Origin of the sequence: Streptomyces sp. NPDC001351 (assembly GCF_042896045.1) — a bacterium.
Taxonomy (GTDB): Bacteria; Actinomycetota; Actinomycetes; order Streptomycetales; family Streptomycetaceae; genus Streptomyces.
The window spans coordinates 31,665-52,146 of record NZ_JBIAWS010000010.1 but is presented as its reverse complement, the minus strand read 5'-3'; the positions used below and the strand labels follow the sequence as shown (position 1 = coordinate 52,146).

17 protein-coding genes are annotated in these 20,482 nt (G+C 70.7%); 11 read left to right on the top strand and 6 right to left on the bottom strand.

Annotated elements, in window-relative coordinates:
* Positions 1-420: 420 nt before the first annotated feature.
* Positions 421-945: a hypothetical protein gene (locus ACFY1U_RS33080; protein ID WP_390697829.1), complete on the bottom strand. Its 525-nt coding sequence runs from the start codon at positions 943-945 to the stop codon at positions 421-423.
* A gap of 775 nt (positions 946-1,720) precedes the next feature.
* Between ACFY1U_RS33080 and ACFY1U_RS33075 the strand changes: the two genes are divergently transcribed.
* The 3 genes from ACFY1U_RS33075 to ACFY1U_RS33065 all read left to right on the top strand — a co-directional run bounded on the left by ACFY1U_RS33075 (position 1,721) and on the right by ACFY1U_RS33065 (position 5,581).
* Positions 1,721-2,635 (top strand): MHYT domain-containing protein, encoded by a 915-nt coding sequence (locus ACFY1U_RS33075; RefSeq protein WP_390697828.1) that lies wholly within the window; start codon positions 1,721-1,723, stop codon positions 2,633-2,635.
* Between the two features lie 297 nt (positions 2,636-2,932).
* Positions 2,933-4,438, top strand: coding sequence for a metallophosphoesterase family protein (locus tag ACFY1U_RS33070; RefSeq protein ID WP_390697827.1), 1,506 nt, complete (start codon positions 2,933-2,935; stop codon positions 4,436-4,438).
* Positions 4,439-4,537: 99 nt separating this feature from the next.
* Positions 4,538-5,581 (top strand): LLM class flavin-dependent oxidoreductase, encoded by a 1,044-nt coding sequence (locus ACFY1U_RS33065; RefSeq protein ID WP_390698057.1) that lies wholly within the window; start codon positions 4,538-4,540, stop codon positions 5,579-5,581.
* Positions 5,582-5,590: 9 nt separating this feature from the next.
* On the opposite strand, the gene ACFY1U_RS33060 is transcribed toward ACFY1U_RS33065, so the two are convergent.
* The 3 genes from ACFY1U_RS33060 to ACFY1U_RS33050 form a co-directional block, all read right to left on the bottom strand.
* Positions 5,591-6,565 (bottom strand): TauD/TfdA dioxygenase family protein, encoded by a 975-nt coding sequence (locus tag ACFY1U_RS33060; protein ID WP_390697826.1) that lies wholly within the window; start codon positions 6,563-6,565, stop codon positions 5,591-5,593.
* 367 nt (positions 6,566-6,932) lie between these two features.
* On the bottom strand, positions 6,933-7,484 hold the full coding sequence (locus tag ACFY1U_RS33055; RefSeq protein ID WP_390697825.1) for a HEAT repeat domain-containing protein: 552 nt from the start codon (positions 7,482-7,484) through the stop codon (positions 6,933-6,935).
* An 84-nt stretch (positions 7,485-7,568) separates the two neighbouring features.
* A complete protein-coding gene (locus tag ACFY1U_RS33050; RefSeq protein ID WP_390697824.1) occupies positions 7,569-9,116 on the bottom strand; it encodes a glycoside hydrolase family 32 protein in 1,548 nt (515 codons plus the stop codon).
* Positions 9,117-9,285: 169 nt separating this feature from the next.
* On the opposite strand from ACFY1U_RS33050, the gene ACFY1U_RS33045 reads away from it, so the two are divergent.
* Genes ACFY1U_RS33045 through ACFY1U_RS33030 form a run of 4 tightly spaced genes read left to right on the top strand, consistent with a single transcriptional unit; the run spans position 9,286 to position 13,887 of the window.
* Positions 9,286-10,695: an extracellular solute-binding protein gene (locus ACFY1U_RS33045; RefSeq protein WP_390697823.1), complete on the top strand. Its 1,410-nt coding sequence runs from the start codon at positions 9,286-9,288 to the stop codon at positions 10,693-10,695.
* On the top strand, positions 10,692-11,645 hold the full coding sequence (locus ACFY1U_RS33040) for a carbohydrate ABC transporter permease (RefSeq protein WP_390697822.1): 954 nt from the start codon (positions 10,692-10,694) through the stop codon (positions 11,643-11,645). Before ACFY1U_RS33045 ends, ACFY1U_RS33040 begins: the two co-directional genes overlap by 4 nt.
* 14 nt (positions 11,646-11,659) lie before the next feature.
* On the top strand, positions 11,660-12,514 hold the full coding sequence (locus ACFY1U_RS33035; protein WP_390697821.1) for a carbohydrate ABC transporter permease: 855 nt from the start codon (positions 11,660-11,662) through the stop codon (positions 12,512-12,514).
* On the top strand, positions 12,511-13,887 hold the full coding sequence (locus tag ACFY1U_RS33030) for a glycoside hydrolase family 32 protein (protein WP_390697820.1): 1,377 nt from the start codon (positions 12,511-12,513) through the stop codon (positions 13,885-13,887). Before ACFY1U_RS33035 ends, ACFY1U_RS33030 begins: the two co-directional genes overlap by 4 nt.
* Here the strand turns inward: ACFY1U_RS33030 and ACFY1U_RS33025 are convergent.
* Positions 13,850-14,914 (bottom strand): LacI family DNA-binding transcriptional regulator, encoded by a 1,065-nt coding sequence (locus tag ACFY1U_RS33025; protein ID WP_390697819.1) that lies wholly within the window; start codon positions 14,912-14,914, stop codon positions 13,850-13,852. The two genes, ACFY1U_RS33030 and ACFY1U_RS33025, sit on opposite strands and share 38 nt — an antisense overlap.
* Positions 14,915-15,011: 97 nt before the next feature.
* Here ACFY1U_RS33025 and ACFY1U_RS33020 point away from each other — a divergent pair, with 97 nt between their 5' ends.
* From ACFY1U_RS33020 to ACFY1U_RS33005, 4 genes are all read left to right on the top strand, one after another.
* A complete protein-coding gene (locus tag ACFY1U_RS33020) occupies positions 15,012-15,842 on the top strand; it encodes an aldo/keto reductase (protein WP_390697818.1) in 831 nt (276 codons plus the stop codon).
* Between the two features lie 55 nt (positions 15,843-15,897).
* Positions 15,898-16,509, top strand: a complete 612-nt coding sequence (locus ACFY1U_RS33015) for a DNA polymerase ligase N-terminal domain-containing protein (protein ID WP_390697817.1) — start codon at positions 15,898-15,900, stop codon at positions 16,507-16,509.
* Between the two features lie 5 nt (positions 16,510-16,514).
* On the top strand, positions 16,515-17,525 hold the full coding sequence (ligD, locus tag ACFY1U_RS33010) for a non-homologous end-joining DNA ligase (protein ID WP_390698056.1): 1,011 nt from the start codon (positions 16,515-16,517) through the stop codon (positions 17,523-17,525).
* A 129-nt stretch (positions 17,526-17,654) separates the two neighbouring features.
* The gene (locus tag ACFY1U_RS33005; RefSeq protein WP_390697816.1) at positions 17,655-18,089 is read left to right on the top strand and encodes a cupin domain-containing protein; all 435 of its coding nucleotides are present in this window, start codon (positions 17,655-17,657) and stop codon (positions 18,087-18,089) included.
* On the opposite strand, the gene ACFY1U_RS33000 is transcribed toward ACFY1U_RS33005, so the two are convergent.
* A complete protein-coding gene (locus tag ACFY1U_RS33000; RefSeq protein ID WP_390697815.1) occupies positions 18,090-20,429 on the bottom strand; it encodes a SpoIIE family protein phosphatase in 2,340 nt (779 codons plus the stop codon).
* Positions 20,430-20,482 lie beyond the last annotated feature (53 nt).

Here is a 20,482-nt window from a genome sequence, read left to right as displayed (position 1 = left end):
GTCGTGCCGACGGTGGAGGACTGGCCGGCCCGGGTTGATGACCCCGTGACACCCGACGAGGGCGGGGAGGCCGGCGTAGGTTCGCGCGTAGCGGGTGTGCAGGGTGCCGTCGTTGTCCTTGACCACCTCCCTCACGACCCGTTCCTCCTTGGCGCCCAGGCCGATCGTTCGGACAGTCGCGGTCGCCTTCTGCTTGGTGCTCTTGATGAGCGCGCTGCGCTGCGCCGGGGTCAGCTCTTCCTCCGGTCTCAAGGCGTGGAGGGGGGGTGGGATGGAGACCGGGGCTCCGACCGCTGTCCGCTTGCAGGGTTGCGTCTCACTCGTTCTCCACTGCAGCTGCCGCGTGGGGCCGCCTCTGTACGACGGGGCGGCCTGCCCGCTGGGGATACGGGCAGACCGCCGGGTGGTGCCGTCGAGGGGTCAGCTGAGGCCGAGGGAGGACAGAGCGGTGGTCCAGTCACTGGCGATGGCGCTGCGCGCGTCGTCGAGGCTGACGGTGCCGGCACAGACGGCCTTCTTGAGCTTGGTCTCCACCGAGTCCTTGCTGGCGGCGGTCTCGTCGCCGTACCGCGGCTCCGGCCACAGGTTCTGCGCGTCCTTGGGAGCGCCGCCGAGTTCGAGCGGCACGAGGTGGTCCTCCTCGTAGTCCGCCGTGCTGGTGTCCGAGTAGCCGTACTCCGCTATCTGCTTGACCTTCAGGGCGTTGGTGTACGAGCTGGAGGGGCGCACGGTGGCGGTCCAGCCGGACACACAGATCGTCGAGTCGATGGTGGACTGGGTGACGTCCGGGTTGTAGGCGCCGGGCTGGCAGGTCGGGTCCGGCAGCGGCAGGTAGGACTGCGAGCAACTGGCCGCGTGTGCGGCCGAGCCCGTGCCGATGATGAGGCCGGCGACGGAGAGGGTCAGGGATGCCGTGGTGGCGGTGAGGCGGCGCATGGCGCGCATGGGGGTTCTCCCGCGATGGGCCCGGGGTTCCGGGCGGGTGTGTGCATGACAGCAGCACCGGGTCTATGCGGGTAGAAATACGAAGTGAAGAATCAGTGACGTCGCTGAATCCTTGCCAGCCCTTGGCTTCCGGCTGCCCAACGTCTGGGGTGCGCTTGGGTGTTCGATAACACGGGGGTAACTCGGGGCTCGGCGCTTCGGGGATCGCGCTGAGCCTCGGCGGTCCAGGCTCGTGCCGCACCCACGCAGGAGACATGGGGGCGACACAGGCCGATGCGGCCCGCTGCCCGCGCGGGGCCGGGCGGGGAAGTGAAGCCAGGCTTGCAGGCCGCGCGACCCGAGAGGAGCCGGGTCATGTGCCTGCATCGAGCCCATCGCGAGCAGGCCAGTGGATCTCACCGACCCCGACTGGATGCGGACGACGCAAGAGAGCCCGAGCTCACTGGACGAGGCGGGCATCCGGCCGGAGGCCGGGGCGGCGTTGCGGGACGTGCTCTCACTCCACGAGGAGGGCGACGACGACATGCGGGCCGCACTGCGCGCCCTCTTGGGGTCCGGCTCGTCTGGGCGTCGAGTACGCCCCCTGGAGGTGATGGCCGCGAGCCGCACGGCCCGAAGACATCGGTGTTTGGCTGGAACTCGCCCCTTTGCGACCGGAGTCGACGCCTGAGAGTTGAGAGTTATTCAGTTACCAATGGTAGGCCCTTGCATTTACGCGGCTCTTACCCGTAGACCTGGCTCCACAAATTGCCAGTGCTCTGGGGGGAGTTGGCAGATGCAAGGCACGATTGACGGGTTCCGCTATGGTGCGGTGACCCCGGTGGCGGCCTATCTGATGGCCTGTCTGGGAGGGGCGCTGGGACTGCGGTGCATCGTGCGGTCCCTGCTGAACGAGGAGTCCTGGAAGCCGGGTTGGCTGGCGCTCGGCGCCGCCTCGATCGGCTGTGGGATCTGGACGATGCACTTCATCGCCATGCTCGGATTCCAGGTCGAGGAGACCGGGATCCGCTACGACACCGGGCTCACTCTGCTGAGCCTGGCCGTGGCGATCGTCGTGGTCGGCATCGGCGTGTTCATCGTCGGCTACCGGGGCGCCGGCAAGGTCACCTTAGGCATCGCGGGCGTGGTCACCGGCCTCGGCATCGCCGCGATGCACTACCTCGGCATGGCGGCGGTGGAGGTGAACGGGGACTTCCTCTACGACCCCCTCACCGTCGCCGTGTCCGTCGCCATCGCCATCGTCGCCGCGACCGCCGCACTGTGGGCGGCTGTCACCGTCCGGGGTTTCACGACCAGTCTCGGGGCCAGTCTGGTCATGGGGGTTGCCGTGTCCGGCATGCACTACACGGCCATGGCCGCCGTCAGCGTCCATGTGCACGGCAAGGGCAATGGGTCCTGGACGGGCGAATCGCCCAGCTCCTTACTGCTGCCCATGCTCCTGGGCCCCACCGTCTTCCTGCTGCTGGCCGGCGTTGTGGTCATGTTCGACCCGCTTCTGGTGCTGGGCGACGGCGAGTGGAACAAGTCGGCCCCGGCCCGCCGAACCTCCGTCGCCGATCACCCGGCCGCGCCCGCGCCTCAGCACGGCATCGCCTCGTTCGGCGGGTGGGTCGCTCCTGCACGGCCCCGGCAGGACCAGTACGGGACCCCCGCGCCGCAATGGGCACCTCCACCCAGCCGCGAGTGGTGACCTGCCGCCGGGTGCCGCTGGCAGCCGGGACGGACGGCCGACCCGAGCCGGGTGCGCCGGGCGGCACCCGCGGCCGGGGGGAGTCGCGCCGAACACCGGGAGCGGAAGACAAGCCGCTGAGCAGGTCGGTCCCTTCGCAGTTCCAGCTATTCGACTTCCGTAGTTCCGCGGCGAGTTGCCGCGGGGCGCGGTCGCCTGCCGTGCGCGGTACCGATGTGCGCAGGCACGCCCGGTCCGGCGCGCCGAGTGCCCGCACCCTCTTCCCGTCCGCCACTTGATCGTTGTTACGGTTCACGAGTGTCTGACTCTTCACGCGATACCGCCCAGGGCGCCGGCTGGGGCACCACAGAACGCGGCGACTACAAGCGGCTGATGCCGCAGCACGTCGAGAAGCTTTCCTGGCTCAATCCCAAGACGCTGTGGGCCGCCCGCAACGGCGTGCTGGCCTCCTGGTTCGGGGACCCCACGGGCCGTACCCGCAGCAGATGGGTGGCACAGCGCGAGGCGGCCGGCGCGCCCGCCGACAAGGTGATCCGGCGCGCGGACGCGGACCGGTTCTCCTTCATGGTGATCGGTGACACCGGCGAGGGTGACGATCCCCAGTACGCCGTCGTACCGGGGTTCCTGAAGGTCGGTCAGGGCACGGACTTCGCCGTCGTCGCCAGCGACGTGATCTACCCGGTGGGCAGTGCGGACGACTACGCCACGAAGTTCTTCCGGCCCTACCAGGACTACCAGGCGCCGATCTACGCGATACCCGGCAACCACGACTGGTACGAGGACCTCGGCGCCTTCATGCGTGTCTTCTGCGCGGACGCCCCGCCCCTCGCCCCCGAGCCGGCGCCGCGCCCCCTGAGCCGGGCCTGGATGCGCTCGCTCCTGTGGCACCGGCCGCGCCCCGGCGACGGTCAACACCTGGACGAGGCACGCCAGTTGCGCTCAGCGCCGGCCCAGCAGGCTGTCCAGCCCGGCCCGTACTGGGCCATCGATGCCGGACCGTTGCGGATCATAGGCATCGACACCGGTCTGCTCGGCACGATCGACGCCGAACAGGGCGCCTGGCTGCGGGAGGTGTCCCAGGGCCCCCGCCCCAAGATCCTGATCACCGGGTCGCCTCTGTACGTCGACGGTGAGCACCACCCCTGTGCCATCGAGGGCGGCAACGGCACCGTCGACGACATCGTCCGCGACCCCGACCACCACTATGTGGCGGCGATCGGTGGCGACATCCACAACTACCAGCGCTACCCGGTCCAGGTGGACGGCCGCACCATCCAGTACGTCGTCTCGGGCGGCGGCGGGGCGTTCATGCACGCCACGCACACCATCCCCCGCATCGGCATCGCGGACGTCACCGAGAAGGACTTCCGCTGCTATCCGCTGCGCGGCGATTCCCTCGCGTTCTACAGCAGGCTCTACGGGCGGCGGCTGCACCTGCGCCGCTTCTTCACCCTCACCGAGGACGAGGCGATGGCCGTGATCGCCGAGCGGCTCGGCATCCCGCCGACCCGCTCCCCGGGCACAGCGGTGCGCGTCACCCGCCGTATCCGGATCGTGGCCAGTCTGCTCGGCGCCGGCGGCCGCCCCGACCGCACGTCACGCTTCCGCCTGCCGGTGCGCAAGATCTACACGCAGCTGTTCTCGCCGAGTTCGGCGACGTACAGCCCGCCGTTCTTCAAGCAGTTCCTGCGTCTGGACGTCACGCCGGAGGCGGTCCACCTGCGCTGCTACGCGGCCACCGGCAACCGCGCGCAGGAGATCGAACCGCCTCTCGAGGACGAGGTCACGATCCCTCTGACCTGAGATGACCTGATCTTGACCTGAGCACGGGGAACAGTTCCCGCGCCCGCCTGGTTGGCACCGCCGTAATACTTGATACATCAAACAACCATGGAGGAGCCCGTGCCGCCGACCTCACGCCCCCTGCGCAAGCTCGGTTTCCTGACCATCGGCCTGTTCGACGAGGCGGATCCGCGCCGCGGCCACGAGTCCACGCTGGAGATCATCGAGCTGGGCGAGCGGCTCGGCTTCGACAGTGCGTGGCTGCGTCACCGGCATCTCCAGTACGGCATCTCGTCCCCCGTCGCCGTCATGGCTGCGGCCTCGCAGCGCACCAGCCGTATCGAGCTCGGCACGGCGGTCATCCCGCTCGGCTGGGAGAACCCGCTACGGCTGGCCGAGGACCTGGCGACCGTCGACATCCTGTCCGGGGGCCGCATCAATCCGGGCGTCAGCGTCGGCCCGCCGATGCACTACGACCAGATCAAGGAGGCGCTGTACCCGGACACGGCGGAGGCCGAGGACTTCTCCTACGAGCGGGTGCGGCGGCTGCTGGACTTCGTGCGCGGCAAGAGCGCCACGGATTTCAGCGGAGTGGAGGGGTTCGAGGTGTTCTCGGACCGGGTGCAGCCGCACTCCCCCGGCCTGGGGCGTCGCCTCTGGTACGGCGGCGGGAGCCTGAGTTCGGCGCGCTGGGCCGGCGAGCACGGCATGAACTTCCTCACCAGCAGTGTCGTCAAGGCGGAGAGCCCGCAGGGTACGGACGGGGAGGCGGACCTCGACTTCGCGGAGATCCAGCTGTCCCACATCCGCGCCTTCCGCGCCCATCATCCCGATGGCGACAATGCCCGCGTCTCACAGGGCCTGGTCGTCATCCCCACCGACTCCGCCTCGCCCGAACAGCGCGCGAAATACGAGGAGTTCGCTGCCAAGCGCACCCCTCGCACGGCCGCCCCGCAGGGCCCGGCCCGGCTGATGTTCGCGCCGGACATCGTCGGCAGCTCCGAGGAGATCGCCGAACGCCTCCACGCCCATGCCGCGTTCCGCGAGGTGGACGAGGTGGCGTTCGCGCTGCCGTTCACCTTCGACCACGAGGACTATGTGCAGATCCTCACCGACATGGCCACCAGGCTCGGGCCGGCGCTCGGCTGGCAGCCCACCGCCTGAGGCCCTGCGTCACCAGCGGCCGGGTTCGGTCCCGATGAGCGGCCGCGACGGCCTGCCGTCCACGCCGACCGGGACGTCACCCGTGAGCATCACCCGGTGCATGATCCGCGGGAAGCCGAGGTGGGCGTTGTCGCTGGGAGCGAGGTGGATGGTGGCCCGGTTGTCCCAGAAGGCCACACTGCCCGGCTCCCAGCGGAAGCGCACCGTGTACTCGGGCCGCACCGCCTGCTCCAGCAGCATGTCAAGCAGCGCCCGGCTCTCCGGGCGGGAGACGTCGGTGATCTGCTCGAGGTAATAGCCGTTGACGAACAGCACCCGCTCCCCCGTCTCCGGGTGGACCCGCACGAGCGGGTGCACGGAGGCGACCTGATGGTCCAGCAGGTGCCGCAGATAGGCGTCGTCGCCGGGCCGCGGCTGGTAGCCGACGCCGAGCCGGTGCTCGGCGCGCAGCCCGTCCACGAACTCCCGTACCGGGCCGGACAGTCCGGCGTACGCGGCCGCCAGGTTCGACCACGTCGTGTCGCCTCCGTACGGCGGGACGGTCTCGGCGCGCAGGATCGTCGCGGCCGGCGGGTCGATGCGGGCGCCGTGGTCGCAGTGCCAGCCGCGCAGCAGCGTGTGCCGGCGGCGCTGCAGCCACTCCTCGTGCTCCATGCCGAACTTCCCGCCGAGCTCCAGCCGGTCGGCGGTGGTCTCCACCTCGGGGAAGTCCGGCGGTGAGGCGCTGCCCCGCTTGCGCAGCACGACGGGCTCGCCGAAGCGGCGCGCGAACCCCACGTGCCCCGCGTGGTCCAGCCTCTGCCCGCGGAAGAACACCACCTTCCAGCGCAGCACCGCCGCCCGGATCGCGGCGACCACGGCGTCGTCCAGGTCACCGGCCAGGTCGACGCCCGTGATCTCGGCCCCGATGTGCCCGGCCACCGGTTTGACCTCGATGCCCGCGGTCCGTTCGACGCCCGCCACAGCATCCCGCTCAGTCGTCATGCGCACTCCGCCGATCGCCCGGACCGGCTCCGCTCGGCCGGTCGCCGTACCCGATCTTCGCAGGGAATACGACGGCCGTCCTGTGCCCCTGGTCCCGCACCTCCGCGCGCATCGGGAACGCTGCCGAGACATGGCCGGCCCCGCCCGGCGAGGCTGGTCCGCCCCCACGCCTCCTGTGGATCAGGCCCCAAATGCACGTGCGGGCTCCAGTGCCGCCGGACGTGCACCAGCCCGCCTTCCCATACGACGGCCGCCCTGTGCATCCCACTCCTCGGCGTGCACCGGAGCCGCTGCCGCGACACGGCCCGGCACACCCGGCGAGGATGGTCCGCCCCCCGACTGCCGGCCGTGCGGAGCCTCCTGCCGATCAAGCCCGCCACGCACGTGTGGGCTTCGGTGCCGTCCGGCGGTGGACGGTGCCGCCGGGCGTATACCAGCCCGCCTTCTTGCGCACCGCCGGAGAGAGGTCCTCGTCTCGGGCGCGCACCAGGGCGGCGACGGCTTGCGGGGCACTGTGCACCCACAGCCCGACGAGTTCGATGGCCATGGCCCTGACGTGGGGGTCCGGGTCGTGATGCAGGATCCGGATCGCGCGCGGCTGGAGCACGGCAGGGTCGGGGCGGCAGGCGTCCGCGTCCGGCTTGCAGCGGTCGCAGGACAGGGCGTGGAGCGCCGCCACCCGTACCCGGGCGTCCGGGTCGTCGAGCATGGCGGTCAGCTCGTCCGTCGCCCCGGGCACCAGCAGTTGGTCCAGCAGCCTGCAGCATTCCTCCCGCACTCGGGCAAGCGGATGCCTCAGCCCTCGGCGGATGTCGGGCACGGCTTCCGCCCCGCGCCGCAGGAGTTCACGAAAGGCGCCCGGCCGCCGTGGCTCACTGCCCAGTGCGTCGACGAGGGCGACGGTTTCGGCCGTCGGCATGTCGTCCTCCTTCCCCCCTCGTCGAGTCTGCGCGCCCGGCCGCGATGGCTCCAAGGGGTTTTCCGCGGCGCGAAGCGGTCGTCCTCACACGCTGAACTCCCGTATGACCGTGTTCCGGAACACCGCCGTCCCGTTGATCGTGAACAGCGCCAGACCGGTGTCGACCAGGTACGGGAACACCTCGCTGGAGTGCACGTAACGGCCGTCGTCGACGTACATCTCCACGGACGTCCGGTCCACGAGGATGCGCAGCTTCACCGTGCCCGCCGAAGGGCTGAACGGGGTGTGGCTCTCCTGCCACTTGCCGGAGGTCTCGGGGTTCACGGTGTTGCGGCGGTTGAGGAAGGCGTAGTCGTTGTAGATGCCGGCGTCGATGTGGCGTCCGCCGTCGGGTGAACGGCGCAGCTGGAGTCCGGCGCCGGTGAGCCGGTCCCAGGTGATCTCCGTGGTGAGCTCGTAGGAGATGCCCGTGTAGTCGAGCACCTTGGAGCCGTTGACGGTCACGTCGCCCAGGTTCACCGTGCGGGAGACGTACGCGTCGAGGGCGGCGACCGGCCGGGAGGCCAGGTAGTAGGTGCCGGCCGAGTCACGTTTCAGGGTGAGTTCGCGGACGATCGAGTCGGTGCCGTTGAAGCCGTCGCAGTCGATGGTGGGTGTGGTGCCCGCGTAGTCCCAGTTGTTCAGCCAGCCGATGGCGTGGCGTGCGCCGGGGTCCTGCGTGCCGTCTGGTTTCCGCTTCTCGAAGGTGACGGCGCCGTACCAGTCCCAGCCGTGGTCGAGCCATTGCGGGTCGGCGGCGTCGGCGGTGAAGGCGCTGCCGTCGAAGGCGCCCGTCCAGTACGCGTATGTGTTGGGCAGCCCCGAGTTCTTGCCGTTGGCGCTGACACCCAGCACCCATTTCACCGTGCCGTCCTCGGCGGTGATGCGGAACAGGTCGGGACATTCCAGCGTGCCGATCCCGTCCTTGATGAATCCGCCGGCGTACGTCCAGGACCTGAGGTCGGCGGAGTGGTAGAAGCCCACCTTGGTGCCCTCGGCGAGGGCCATCACCCAGCGGCCGCGGTCCTCGTCACGGATCACCTTGGGATCGCGGAAGTCGGCGACGCCGGGGTTGGGCAGGACCGGGTCGGTGCCGTGGTTGGTGAAGGTGCGGCCGCCGTCGGTGGAGTAGTACAGGAACTGCTCCTGGTGGTCGGTTCCGCCGCCGGGTGACATGGTGGCGATGACGATCACCGCGCCGGCTCCGAAACCTGCCGTGTTGTCGGTGTCCACAACCGCCGAGCCCGACCAGATGTCGCCGTTCGGGGTGGTGTCCTTCGGCACGGCGACGCCGCGGTCGGTGAAGGAGACCAGGTCGGTGCTGGTGGCGTGACGCCACGCGGTGCCCACGACGCCGCTCAGGTAATCGGCGTTGTAGAGGTAGTAGTAGTGGTACTCGCCGTCGATCCAGACCGGGCGCTGGGGGTCGTTCTTCCAGGCGTCGGGGACCGTGAAGTGGTAGGCGGCGCGGTAGCTCGCGCAACCCGCCTTGGTCGCCCTGGGTCTGGCGGTGGCCCGCGCTGCGGGAAGCAGCACAGCGGCTCCTCCGGCAGTCGTACCGGTCAGCAGGGCTCTCCGGGACATCCCACGCATCACTCTTCGTTCCTCTCGTCGTCGAGTGGAGAACGGCGGCTCATGTGGTGCAGGACTGTGCGGCCTAACTCGTTAAAGGTCAAGGGGTGCACGACTCTTGACAGGCCTGTCGCGGGCTTTCCATCATCTGGGGCATCAACCCTGATCTAACACGAGTTAGGCATGTTGGATGACCGACTCGCACGTCACCCGCCGCACCCTGCTGCGGTACGGGGCCTACGGAGCGGGTGCCGCCGTGCTGGCGGGCACCGCCGCGAGCTGGGACCGGCTCACCGGAGCCGACATCCCCGGCCGCGACGACGGCTCCCTCGTCGTCGCCACCCTCGGCCCCGCCTACGGCCCGGAGGCCATCCGCACCCTCACCGAGGGCTTCCGGACAGTGCACCCCGACATCAAGCTGCGGATCAACGCCGTACAGGCCGTCGACTGGTCGGACTTCTTCGCGAAGATCCTCACCCAGATCGCGGCGGGCACCGCGCCCGACCTCGTCTACGTCGCCACGGAGGGCGTGCAGCTGTTCGCGCGGCGCCTCGGGGTCCCGCTGGACCGCTGGGTGCAGCGGGACGCGGCCGAGCTCAAGGAGTACTTCGCCGACGTCCACCCCTCGCTGGTGGAGTCGATGATGTACGAGGGGCACCTCTACCAGCTGCCCGTGGAGTTCAACGCGGCCGACATGTATCTGAACCGGCAGGTGCTGGAGCGGGCGGGCGCGGACTTCCCGGCGCCCGACTGGACCCGCGACGACTTCACCGCACTGCTGCGGGCCATGAAGAAGTCGAGCGGCTCGCAGTTCACGCCGTACTTCTGGACCAACCGGCTGTGGGGCGGCGTGGTGCCCTGGCTCTTCGCGGGCGGCACCAATCTGCTCACGGAGTCCAAGGCGCCGGGCGGCGCCTGGCTGTGGGACTCCTTCTATCCGGCCGCCCAGCGGCAGGGCCGTGGCGGTGGCTTCCGCTGGACGCGCCCGCAGGCCACCGCCGGGCGCGTGGAGGAGGCGTACGACTATCTCGCCTCCCTCATCCAGGAGGGCCTGTGCACCCGCCCCGAGGGCGGCAACGGCCAGAACCTCGTTGGCGTGTTCTCCACCGGCCGGGTCGGCGTCACCCCGGCGGGCGGCTTCTGGGCGGGCGGCCTGCACCTGGCCGGGATGCGGCCGGACGCCTTCGACGTGCAGTACTTCCCGCGCTGGCGCACCCAGCGCCACCAGTTCGGCGCGGCGGGCTATGCGCTGCTGCGCACCTCCAAGAGGCAGGACGAGGCCTGGGAGTTCATCAAGTACGCCGCCCGACGGGACACCCTGATGCGGCTGTTCGACACCAACCAGACCACCCCGGCGCGCCGCTCGATGCTGACCGCCGCCCGCTACCGGGAGAGCGGCCCGAAGCACTGGCAGGTCTTCTACGACACCCTCGACAAGTTCCCCGACACCGGGCCGATCCCGGCCCCGCCGCAGGTCGCCGAGGTGACCGAGGTGCTGCTCAAGCACACCGGTACCGCCCTTGCCTCGCCGCGCTCGGTGCGCCCCGCACTGCGCCGGATGCAGGGCGACCTGGAGAAGGCCATGGAGCGTGACGCATGACGAACACCCAGGTCCCCGCCGTACGGCCGCGGGCCACCACGCCGGCCGTCAATGTGCCGCGGCCCTCTCCGCTGCGCACCCGCGGCACCCGGCTGCTCGCCGCCCTCTTCCTCGCGCCCACGATCGTCGGCATCGTCGTGTTCACGGTCGTGCCGATCGTGGGCTCGGTGGTGCTGAGCCTGTTCCACTGGAATGTGATCGACTCGCCGAGCTTCGCGGGGACGGCCAACTACCGTGAGGTCTTCACCGACTCGACCGTGCGGGTCTCCTTCCTCAACACGCTCGTGTTCATGGTCTTCGCGGTCGCCGCGCAGCTCCTGATCGCCCTCGCGCTGGCGCTGACCCTGAACGGGCGCATGCCGGGGTGGCTGCGCTCGGTGTTCCGCTCGGCGTTCTTCTTTCCTCTGGTGCTGTCCGCCGCGTCGATCTCCGTGGTGATGAAGTACCTGTTCAACCAGGACTTCGGGGTGGTGAACTGGCTGATCGGGCTGGTCGGGATCTCGCCGGTGCCGTGGCTGACCTCGGAGCACGCGGCGCTCGCGACCGTGATCATCGTCTATGTGTGGCAGCAGTTCGGCTTCTCGTTCCTGCTGTTCATCGGCGGTCTGAACAACATCCCCAAGGAGGTCCACGAGGCCGCTTCCCTGGACGGTGCGACCGGTCTGCGCAAGCACCTGCATGTGACGCTGCCGCTGCTGTCGCCGACGCTGCTGGTGGCGACCGTGGTCGGTGTCATCAACGCGCTGCAGGTCTTCGAGCAGCCGTATGTGCTCACCAACGGCGGGCCCGGCGACTCCACCCGCACGGTCGTGATGGTCATCTACGAGACCGCGTTCGAGCAGCTGCGCTTCGGTGAGGCGTCCGCGGTGGGCGTGCTGCTGTTCGTGCTGATCATGGCGGTGACCGCTCTGCAGTTCCGGCTCAGCCGGCGTTTCGTCCACTACCAGTGAGCCGGGTGACCTCCATGAGCCAAGCAACCCTGTCCCTGAGCCGTGCCCGGTACTCTCTCGGGCCGTGGGCGCGGATCGCCGCCCTGGCCGTGTGCGCGCTGCTGACCCTCGGCCCTGTCATCTGGACCGTCTCCACCTCGCTGCGCACCCCGGCCCAGTCCTTCGACCTGCCCCCGAAGATCATCCCGACGCATCCGACGGCCGAGGCCTACCGCGGGGTCTTCGACCAGATCGACGTATGGCTGCTCGCCCTCAACTCGACGCTGGTGACCGCGCTGATCGCGGTCGGCCAGATGATCACGGCGGGCCTTGCCGGGTACGCGTTCGCGCGCCTCGAATTCCGTTTCAAGAAGCCCCTGTTCGGGCTGGTCCTTGCGACGATGATGGTGCCGCTGCAGGTGACCATCGTGCCGGTGTTCCTGGTGCTGAAGTCGATGGGCCTGACCGACACCCTGCTCGGTCTGATCATTCCGGCCTTTCCGACCGCGTTCGGCACCTTCCTGATGCGCCAGTACTTCCTCGGCATGCCCAAGGACCTGGGCGAGGCCGCCATGCTGGACGGTGCCGGGCCCTGGCGGGTCTTCCGCTCGGTGTACGCGCCGCTGGCCGCGCCCGGCCTCGCCATCGTCGGCGTGCTCGCCTTCAACTACCACTGGAACGAGTTCTTCCGGCCGCTGATCCTGGAGACCTCCGGGCAGAACTACACGCTGCCGCTGGGTCTGGTCTCCCTCCAGGGCAACCTGGGCACCGGCTCCATCTCGGTGGTCCTCGCCGGTGTCGTCCTCTCCATGATCCCCGCCGTCGCCGTGTTCGTCGTCGGCCAGCGCCCTCTGCGCGAGGGCATCACGTCCGCAGGAGTCAATCGTTGAGCAACGACGCCCCGCGCTTCCGGGTCCGTCCGCCCGCCGGCTGGACCAACGACCCGAACGGGCCGTTCCGCTGGCGGGACCGCTACCACCTCTTCTACCAGCACAACCCTGAGGCGCCCGTGCACACGGACGTCCACTGGGGCCACGCCTCCAGCGCCGATCTCGCGCACTGGGAGCACCATCCCGTCGCGCTCGCCCCGACGCCCGGCGGCCCCGACGAGGCGGGCTGCTGGTCCGGCTGCGTGGTCGACGACGACGGTGTGCCGACCGCCGTGTACACCGGCGTCGACCGCCACCACACCGGCCTGGGCACCGTCTGTCTGGCGCGGGCGGTGGTGCCGGAGGACGAGACCCTGACCGACTGGAAGCCGCTGCCGACACCCGTGGTGACGGGCCCGCCCGCCGGTCTGGACGTGGTGATGTTCCGCGACCCGTTCGTGTTCCGCCACGGCGGACGGCGGTGGGCTCTGGTCGGCGCGGGGCATGCGGACGGGACCCCCTCGGTCCTGCTGTACGACTGCGACGACCTGCTCGACTGGCGCTTCGCCGGGGTGCTCCTCGACGGCAACGACCCCGTCGCGGCGGAGGTGTTCGGCGACAAGGCGGTCGGCTGGGAGTGCCCTCAGCTGTACACGACGGCGAGCGGCGAGTGGGTGCTCGTGCTGTCACTGTGGGACGGCGACCCGTGTTCCACCGGCTACCTGACGGGTCGTCTGATGCGGTACGAAGAGGGCGAGTTGCGCTTCGGGGCGCGAACGGGCGGACGGCTCGACCACGGGCGGGACTTCTACGCGCCTGCCGTGCTCCAGGAGCCGGACCGGGCGCTGATGTGGGGCTGGTCCTGGGAGGCCCGCGCGCAGAGTGAGGTCGAGAGCGCCGGCTGGGCCGGGGTGCTCACCGCGCCACGCGTCGTGGACGTCCATCCGGACGGCGCGCTGCGTGTCGTACCGGCACCGGAGCTCCAACTCCTGCGCGCGGCCGAGCCGTTCGTCACCGCCCCCGCGCGGGTTGCGCTCCCGCAGTCGTACGACCTGACCGTCACCGCCCAGGGGCGGACCACCGTGAGCCTGCTGCGGTCGGCCTCCGGTGCGGAGCTGACGGTCCGGCTGGATCCGGACGAAGGCACCGTGACCCTGGATCGCGGCGACTGGCCGCGGACGCGGCCCGACGGGTCGGCGCCGATCGTGGTGCGGGCGCCCGCCCAGCAGGTGCGGATGCTCGTCGACGGTTCCCTGCTCGAGCTGTTCGTCGACGACCGGGTCACCGTCACCGAGCGGGTCTATCTGCGCCCGGACGACGTGCCCGAGCTGGTCGTGGCGGGGAACGCGGAAGCCGTCACCGGGTGGGAGCTGGTCCCACCGACGCACGGGTGATCACCGGGCAGGCCAGGCGCCGCACCGTGGCGGGTGGCGTCCGTCCGGTGTCGATGGCGTTCAGCAGCAGCCGGGCGGCCGCCTCGCCCATGGCCCGGTGGGGCAGGGCGACCGTGGTCAGGGGCGGGGAGAGGAACGCGGCCATGTGCTCCTGGTCGTCGTAGCCGACCACCGAGAGCTTGCCGGGGACGGCGATGCCCAGGCGGGTCGCGGCGTGCAGGACACCCGCCGCGACCCGGTCGTTGTAGCAGAAGACGCCGGTGGGCCGCCGGTCGGCCGGAGTGCCGTCGAGGATGCGCAGCGCGCCCTCGAACCCGCCGGAGATCTCGCCGCCGCTGCGCACGACCCACTCCTTGGGCACGGTGATCCCCTCCGCGCGCAGGGCGTCCCGGAAACCGCGCAGCCGCTCCGTCGACGCGATGTCGTCACAGCCGCCGATCATGGCGACCTTGTGGTGGCCTTCCTCCAGCAGCAGCCGGGCCGCCGTACGGCCCCCGGCGCGCTCGGCGGGGATGACGGCGGGCAGGGAGTCGTCCTCGGGCAGACAGTTGGCGAGGACGGAGTGGGTGCGGTGCAGCCCTTCGGGGACGCGGACCCGGCGCAGCGACATGGCGGCGTAGATGATGCCGTCGACGCGGCGGTCGAGGAGTTCGGCGACGGCCGCGTCCTCCTTGGCCGGGTCCCCGCCGGAGTCGACGGTCAGCACGAGGTGCTCGCTGCCCCAGGCGGTCTCCATGGCGCCGCGCAGCAGCCGGCCCGCGAAGGGCGAGGAGGCGATCTCGTCGGTGATCAGGCCGATCACGGCGGTACGGCGGCGGCGCAGGCCGCGGGCGACGGGGTCGGGGCGGTAGCCGAGCTGGGCGGCGGCCTGGCGGATGCGCTCCTGGGTGGCGGGCGAGAGGTTGCCTTCGGCGCGGCCGTTGAACACGAAGGAGACGGCGGTGTGCGACACACCGGCGAGCCGGGCGACGTCGCGTGACGTGGGCCGTCCTGATCCCCCCGGCCCCTTGTCCTCGGTGCTGCCCATCCCGTGCGCTGCCTTCATCCCCTACCCGTCCGGTTGATCACAGCTCACCCTATCCGTGACGCTGGGGGTACGGCACAGTCGAGGGAAAGGTCCCACCGTGGTCAGCATCCCGACGCACACGCTCAACGACGGCACGAAACTCCCCGCCATCGGCCTGGGCACCTGGCCGATGAGCGACGCGGAGGCGGAACGCGCCGTGTCCGAGGCTCTGAACCTGGGCTACCGCCTGGTCGACACGGCCACCAACTACCGCAACGAGTCCGGAGTGGGCCTCGGCGTCGCCCGCAGCGGCGTCCCCCGCGAGGAGGTCGTGGTCACGACGAAGCTCCCGGGCCGCCACCACGGCTACGAGGAGACCCTCACCTCCTTCGAGGAGTCCCGCCGCCGGCTCGGCCTGGAGTACGTCGATCTGTATCTGATCCACTGGCCGCTGCCCCGCGTCGACAAGTACGTCGACTCGTGGCGCGCCATGGTCAAGCTCCGGGAGGACGGCCTGGTGTGCTCCATCGGCGTCTCCAACTTCACGGCCGAGCACATCGAGCGGCTGGAGAAGGAGACCGGAGTGCTGCCCTCCGTCAACCAGATCGAGCTGCATCCGTTCTTCCCGCAGGACGAACTGCGCGCCTTCCACGCCTCCAAGGGCATCCGCACCGAGAGCTGGAGCCCGCTGGGCCGGGGCACGGACCTGCTGGACGACCCCACCGTCACCGGTGTGGCCGACGCGCTCGGGGTGACGCCGGGGCAGGTCGTCCTGCGCTGGCACACCCAGCTGGGCGCGGTGCCCATCCCGAAGTCGTCGAACCCCGAGCGGCAGCGGACGAACCTCGACGTCTTCGGCTTCGAGCTGGATCCCGCCCAGCTGGACGCGATCGCCGACCGGCCCCACCGGCGTCTCGGCGGGGACCCCGAGGTGCACGAGGAGTTCTGAGCCGCCCGCGGGGTACCCGGGGCCCACGAGACAGGGCGCGTGAAAGGAGCCGGAGGTGGGTGAGCAGGACCGGCTGCGGGAGTATCACGGCAAGCGCGACTTCGGACGGACCAAGGAGCCGCAGGGGCGGTCGGCAGCCTCGGGTGCCGAGCCCCGGTTCGTCGTGCAGATCCATGACGCCAGCACCCTGCACTTCGACTTCCGGCTGCAGGTCGGCGACGTACTGAAGTCGTGGTCGATCCCGAAGGGCCCCTCCGGCGATCCGCAGGACAAGCGGCTCGCCGTGCCCACGGAGGACCATCCGCTGGAGTACGAGGAGTTCGAGGGCGTGATTCCGCAGGGCGAGTACGGCGGCGGCACCGTGATCGTGTGGGACCACGGCAGCTACGAACCCCTCAGCCACGACCGCAAGGGGCGGCCCGTCGACTTCGGGGAGTCGCTCGAGCGCGGGCATGCCCGCTTCCGTCTCAAGGGGTCGAAGCTGCACGGGGAGTACGCCATGACCCGCTTCCGCGGCGGGAAGGACGGGGACACCGAGGAGGCCTGGCTGCTGGTGAAGGCGGGCGGAGGGGCTCACGGGCACGGGACGCCGGATCCACGGCGGGCCCGCTCGGTCAGCAGTGGCCGTACGCTCGCCCAGGTCGCGGCGGCTGCCGGGGAGCAGTGAGCGGCGTGTCCGGCCTGCTGGACTCGCTGCCGGACCAGGAGCAGGGGCTGCTGCGCACGGGGCGCCCGGGCGCGGAGCTGGCCGCCCGGCCGATGCTCGCGACGCTCAGTGACCGGCGGGACTTCGACAGCGGGTGGATCTTCGAGCGGAAGCTGGACGGCGTACGGCTGCTGGCGGTGCGGGACGGCGGGCGGGTCACGCTGCTGTCGCGGACAGGGCGTCGCCTCAACGACACGTATCCGGAGATCGTGGCTGCCCTGGCCGCCCAGACCTGCACGGACTTCACCGTGGACGGGGAAGTCGTCGCGTTCACCCGGGGCCGCACCGACTTCGCCCGGCTCCAGCAGCGCATGGGCCTGACGCGCCGAGCGGACATCGAGGCGAGCGGTGTCGCGGTGACGTACTACGTGTTCGACCTGCTCGGGCTGGAGGGAGCCGACCTCACCGGGCTGCCTCTCAGGACCCGGAAGTCCCTGCTGCGCCGCGCCCTGACCTACCGCGCACCGCTGCGGCTGACCTCCCACCGCAACGAGGGCGGCGCCGACCTGCTGGCCGTCTCCTGCGCGCACGGCTGGGAAGGCCTGATCGCCAAGCGGGCCGACGGTGACTACCAGCCACGCCGGTCCACCGACTGGCTGAAGCTCAAGTGCTCCCAGGGGCAGGAGTTCGTCGTCGGAGGGTTCACCGAACCGGCGGGCAGCCGGGTCGGTCTGGGGGCGTTGCTCCTCGGCTACCAGGACCACGGGAAGCTGCGGTACGCGGGCAAGGTCGGCACCGGCTTCGACCGCGCCACCCTGCTCTCGCTGCGGGAGCGGCTCGACGAACTGCGCACCGCCGACCCGCCGTTCGAGGGCCGGGTGCGTGAGGCGGGCGCGCGGTGGGTGCGGCCGGCGCTGGTGGCGCAGATCGACTTCACCGAGTGGACACGGGACGGGATGCTGCGGCATCCGCGGTTCCTGGGGCTGCGGGACGACAAGAAACCGGAGGACGTGGTGCGGGAGCGGCCGACCACGTGAGAAACGCGGCCTGGGGCCGACTCTGGGAGTTTCACGGCGGATTCACTCATTCTTGCCCCAACAGGCCGCCCGGGCCTCTATGTTCACGGCGGTACTCGATCTTCCTCTCGTCCCGGAAGGCCTTTCCATATGCGCTACGCGCTCCGTACCGCCGTCGTCGGCGCGGTCGTCGTCGGCTCCGTCGTGACCTGCGGCACCGCCGGTGCCACACCTCCCGGTCCGGGAGTAACCGGCAAGCTCATCAGCAAGACCACGGTCGGGGACACCGACTACGTGCTCCGGGAGATAACGATTCCGCCCCACCAGAGCACCGGGTGGCACTACCACGACGGCCCGGTCTACGGCTTCGTCGAGCAGGGCACCCTCACCCACTACCACGCGGACTGCGCGGTGGACGGCGTGTACCCGAAGGGCTCCGCGCTCCGCGAGCCGGGCGGCCCGAGCGACATACACCTCGGGCGCAACGAGGGCGACACGCCGCTCGTCATCGAGGCGCTGTACGTCCTGCCGCACGGCTCGCCGTACTCGGAGGACGCGCCCAACCCTGGCTGCTCCTTCCAGTGATCACACCGGGGGCAGGGCCTGTTCGGCCCAGATGGTCTTGCCCCGGCCCGTCTGGCGGCTGCCCCAGCGCTGGGTGAGCTGGGCGACCAGCAGCAGTCCGCGGCCGCCCTCGTCGAAGGCGTGGGCCCGGCGCAGATGCGGTGAGGTGGAACTGCCGTCGGAGACCTCGCAGATGAGGCTGCGGTCGCGGATCAGCCGCAACTGGACGGGGGGCGCGCCGTACCGGATCGCGTTGGTGACCAGTTCGCTGACGACCAGTTCCGTGACGAAGGCGGCCTCGTCCAGGCCCCAGGCGGTCAGCTGCTCGGTGGCCGCCTGCCGGGCCGCGGCCACTCGTTCCGGATCGGGGGTGATGTCCCAGGTGGCGACCTGGTCCTCGCCCAGCGCCCGGGTACGGGCCAGCAGCAGCGCCACGTCGTCACTGGGCTCCTCCGGCAGCACCGCCTTGAGGACCGTGTCGCACAGCACGTCGAGGGTGTCGGCGCGGGCGGTCAGTGCGCGGCACAGTTCGGCCTGCGCGTGGTCGACGTCGCGATCGCGGTCCTCGATCAGGCCGTCCGTGTACAGGGCCACGACGGATCCCTCGGGCAGTTCCAGCTCCGTCGACTCGAAGGGCAGCCCGCCGACGCCGAGCGGGGGTCCGGCCGTCATGGACACAAGGCTCACGGTGCCGTCGGGCAGCAGCAGGGCGGGCGGTGGATGTCCGGCTGCGGCGAGGTCGAGGCGGCGCGAGACGGGGTCGTAGACGGCGTAGAGGCAGGTGGCGCCGAGCTCCGCGACCTCGTCGCCGGTGTCGTCCGACGCCAGGTGCGTGACCAGGTCGTCGAGGTGGGTGAGGAGTTCGTCCGGCGGCAGGTCCACGTCCGCGAGGGTGCGTACGGCGGTGCAGAGGCGGCCCATGGTCGCCGAGGAGGGGATGCCGTGTCCCACCACGTCGCCGACGACCAGGGCGACGCGGCTGCCGGAGAGCGGGATCACGTCGAACCAGTCGCCGCCGATGCCGACCAGTGAGTCGGAGGGCAGATAGCGGTGGGCCACCTCGACCGCCGCCTGTCCGGGCAGCCCTCTGGGCAGCAGGCTGTTCTGCAGGGCCAGTGCGGTGGTGCGTTCGCGGCAGAAGCGGCGGGCGTTGTCGATGCAGACGGCGGCGCGGCTGGCGAGTTCCTCGGCGAGGACGGCGTCGTCGTCGCCGTAGTCGTCGGGATGGGCGATGCGGACGGCGACCGCGGCGCCCAGGGTGGTGCCGCGGGCCCGCAGCGGTACGGCGAGCATCGAGTGCACGCCCCTGCGGTGCGGGCGGCCCGCGGGGGCTCGCGCGTTGCGCTCGGCGACCCAGCGCATGAACTCCGGCTCACCCGCGTGGCTGAGGACGGCCCGCCCGCTGCGCAGCGCCTTCGCGGGCGGCGAGAACGACGGGTAGATGTCGGTGTCGCCAATGTGCACGGCCGCTTCCGGTGTGCCCTCGGTGACCGAGCCGTGGGCGACGCGGCGCAGCACGACGTCCACCTCGGGCAACGAGGGGTGCTCGTCCGCGCCGAGGACCCAGTCGAGCAGGTCGACGCTGGCGAAGTCGGCGTAGCGGGGCACCATCAGTTCGACGAGTTCCTCGGCGGTGCGCACCACGTCCAGGGTCGTACCGATGGAGGCCGCCGCCTCGTTCAGCAGCGCAAGCCGCTCCCGGGCCCAGTACTGCTCGGTGCTGTCGAAGGCCGCCATGCCGGTTCCGACGACCTTGCCGTCGGCGTCCCGGACCGGCCACATCTCGGTGATCCAGGCGTGCTCCCGGTTCGAGGACGGCGCGTGCGCGTAGCTCTCGTACCGGACCGGCCTGCCCGTCTCGATGACCTGCTCCAGATGCCGGAGAAATCCCCGGTTGTACCCGACGTCCTGAACGGTGTCCATGAAGTACCGGCCGAGCAGGGTCTCGGCGGGCACCCCCATCACCTGGCAGGAAGCGTCGTTGAGCCGCTGATAGCGCTGGTCGGCGTCGAACACGGACAACGACACCGAGGCCTGCTGGAAGGCCTGCCCCGCAAGCGTCGGCTCCGGCCCGCCGGACTGCTCGGCGGTCACCACGTATCGGTCGGGTGAGTCGTCCCCGCCGGACAGGGCGCATGCGCGAAGGACGAGAGGCACCGAGGAGCCGTCACGGTGCCGGACGACGACGGTGCCGGTCATGGCGGCAACGGCGCCGGGCGACGGATCCTCGGCGAGCAGATCCCGCACAGCCCGGCCCACGGCCTCCTCGGCGGGGTACCCCGTCAGCCTCCGGGCACCTTCGCTCCACCCGGTCACGATGCCCCGGGCATCGACGATCGCCGCAGCGGGGGCGTGCTCCATACAGTTCAGGATGGTTCTTTTGTCGCACTGCTTCAACCGAAACGGAGGGCCGG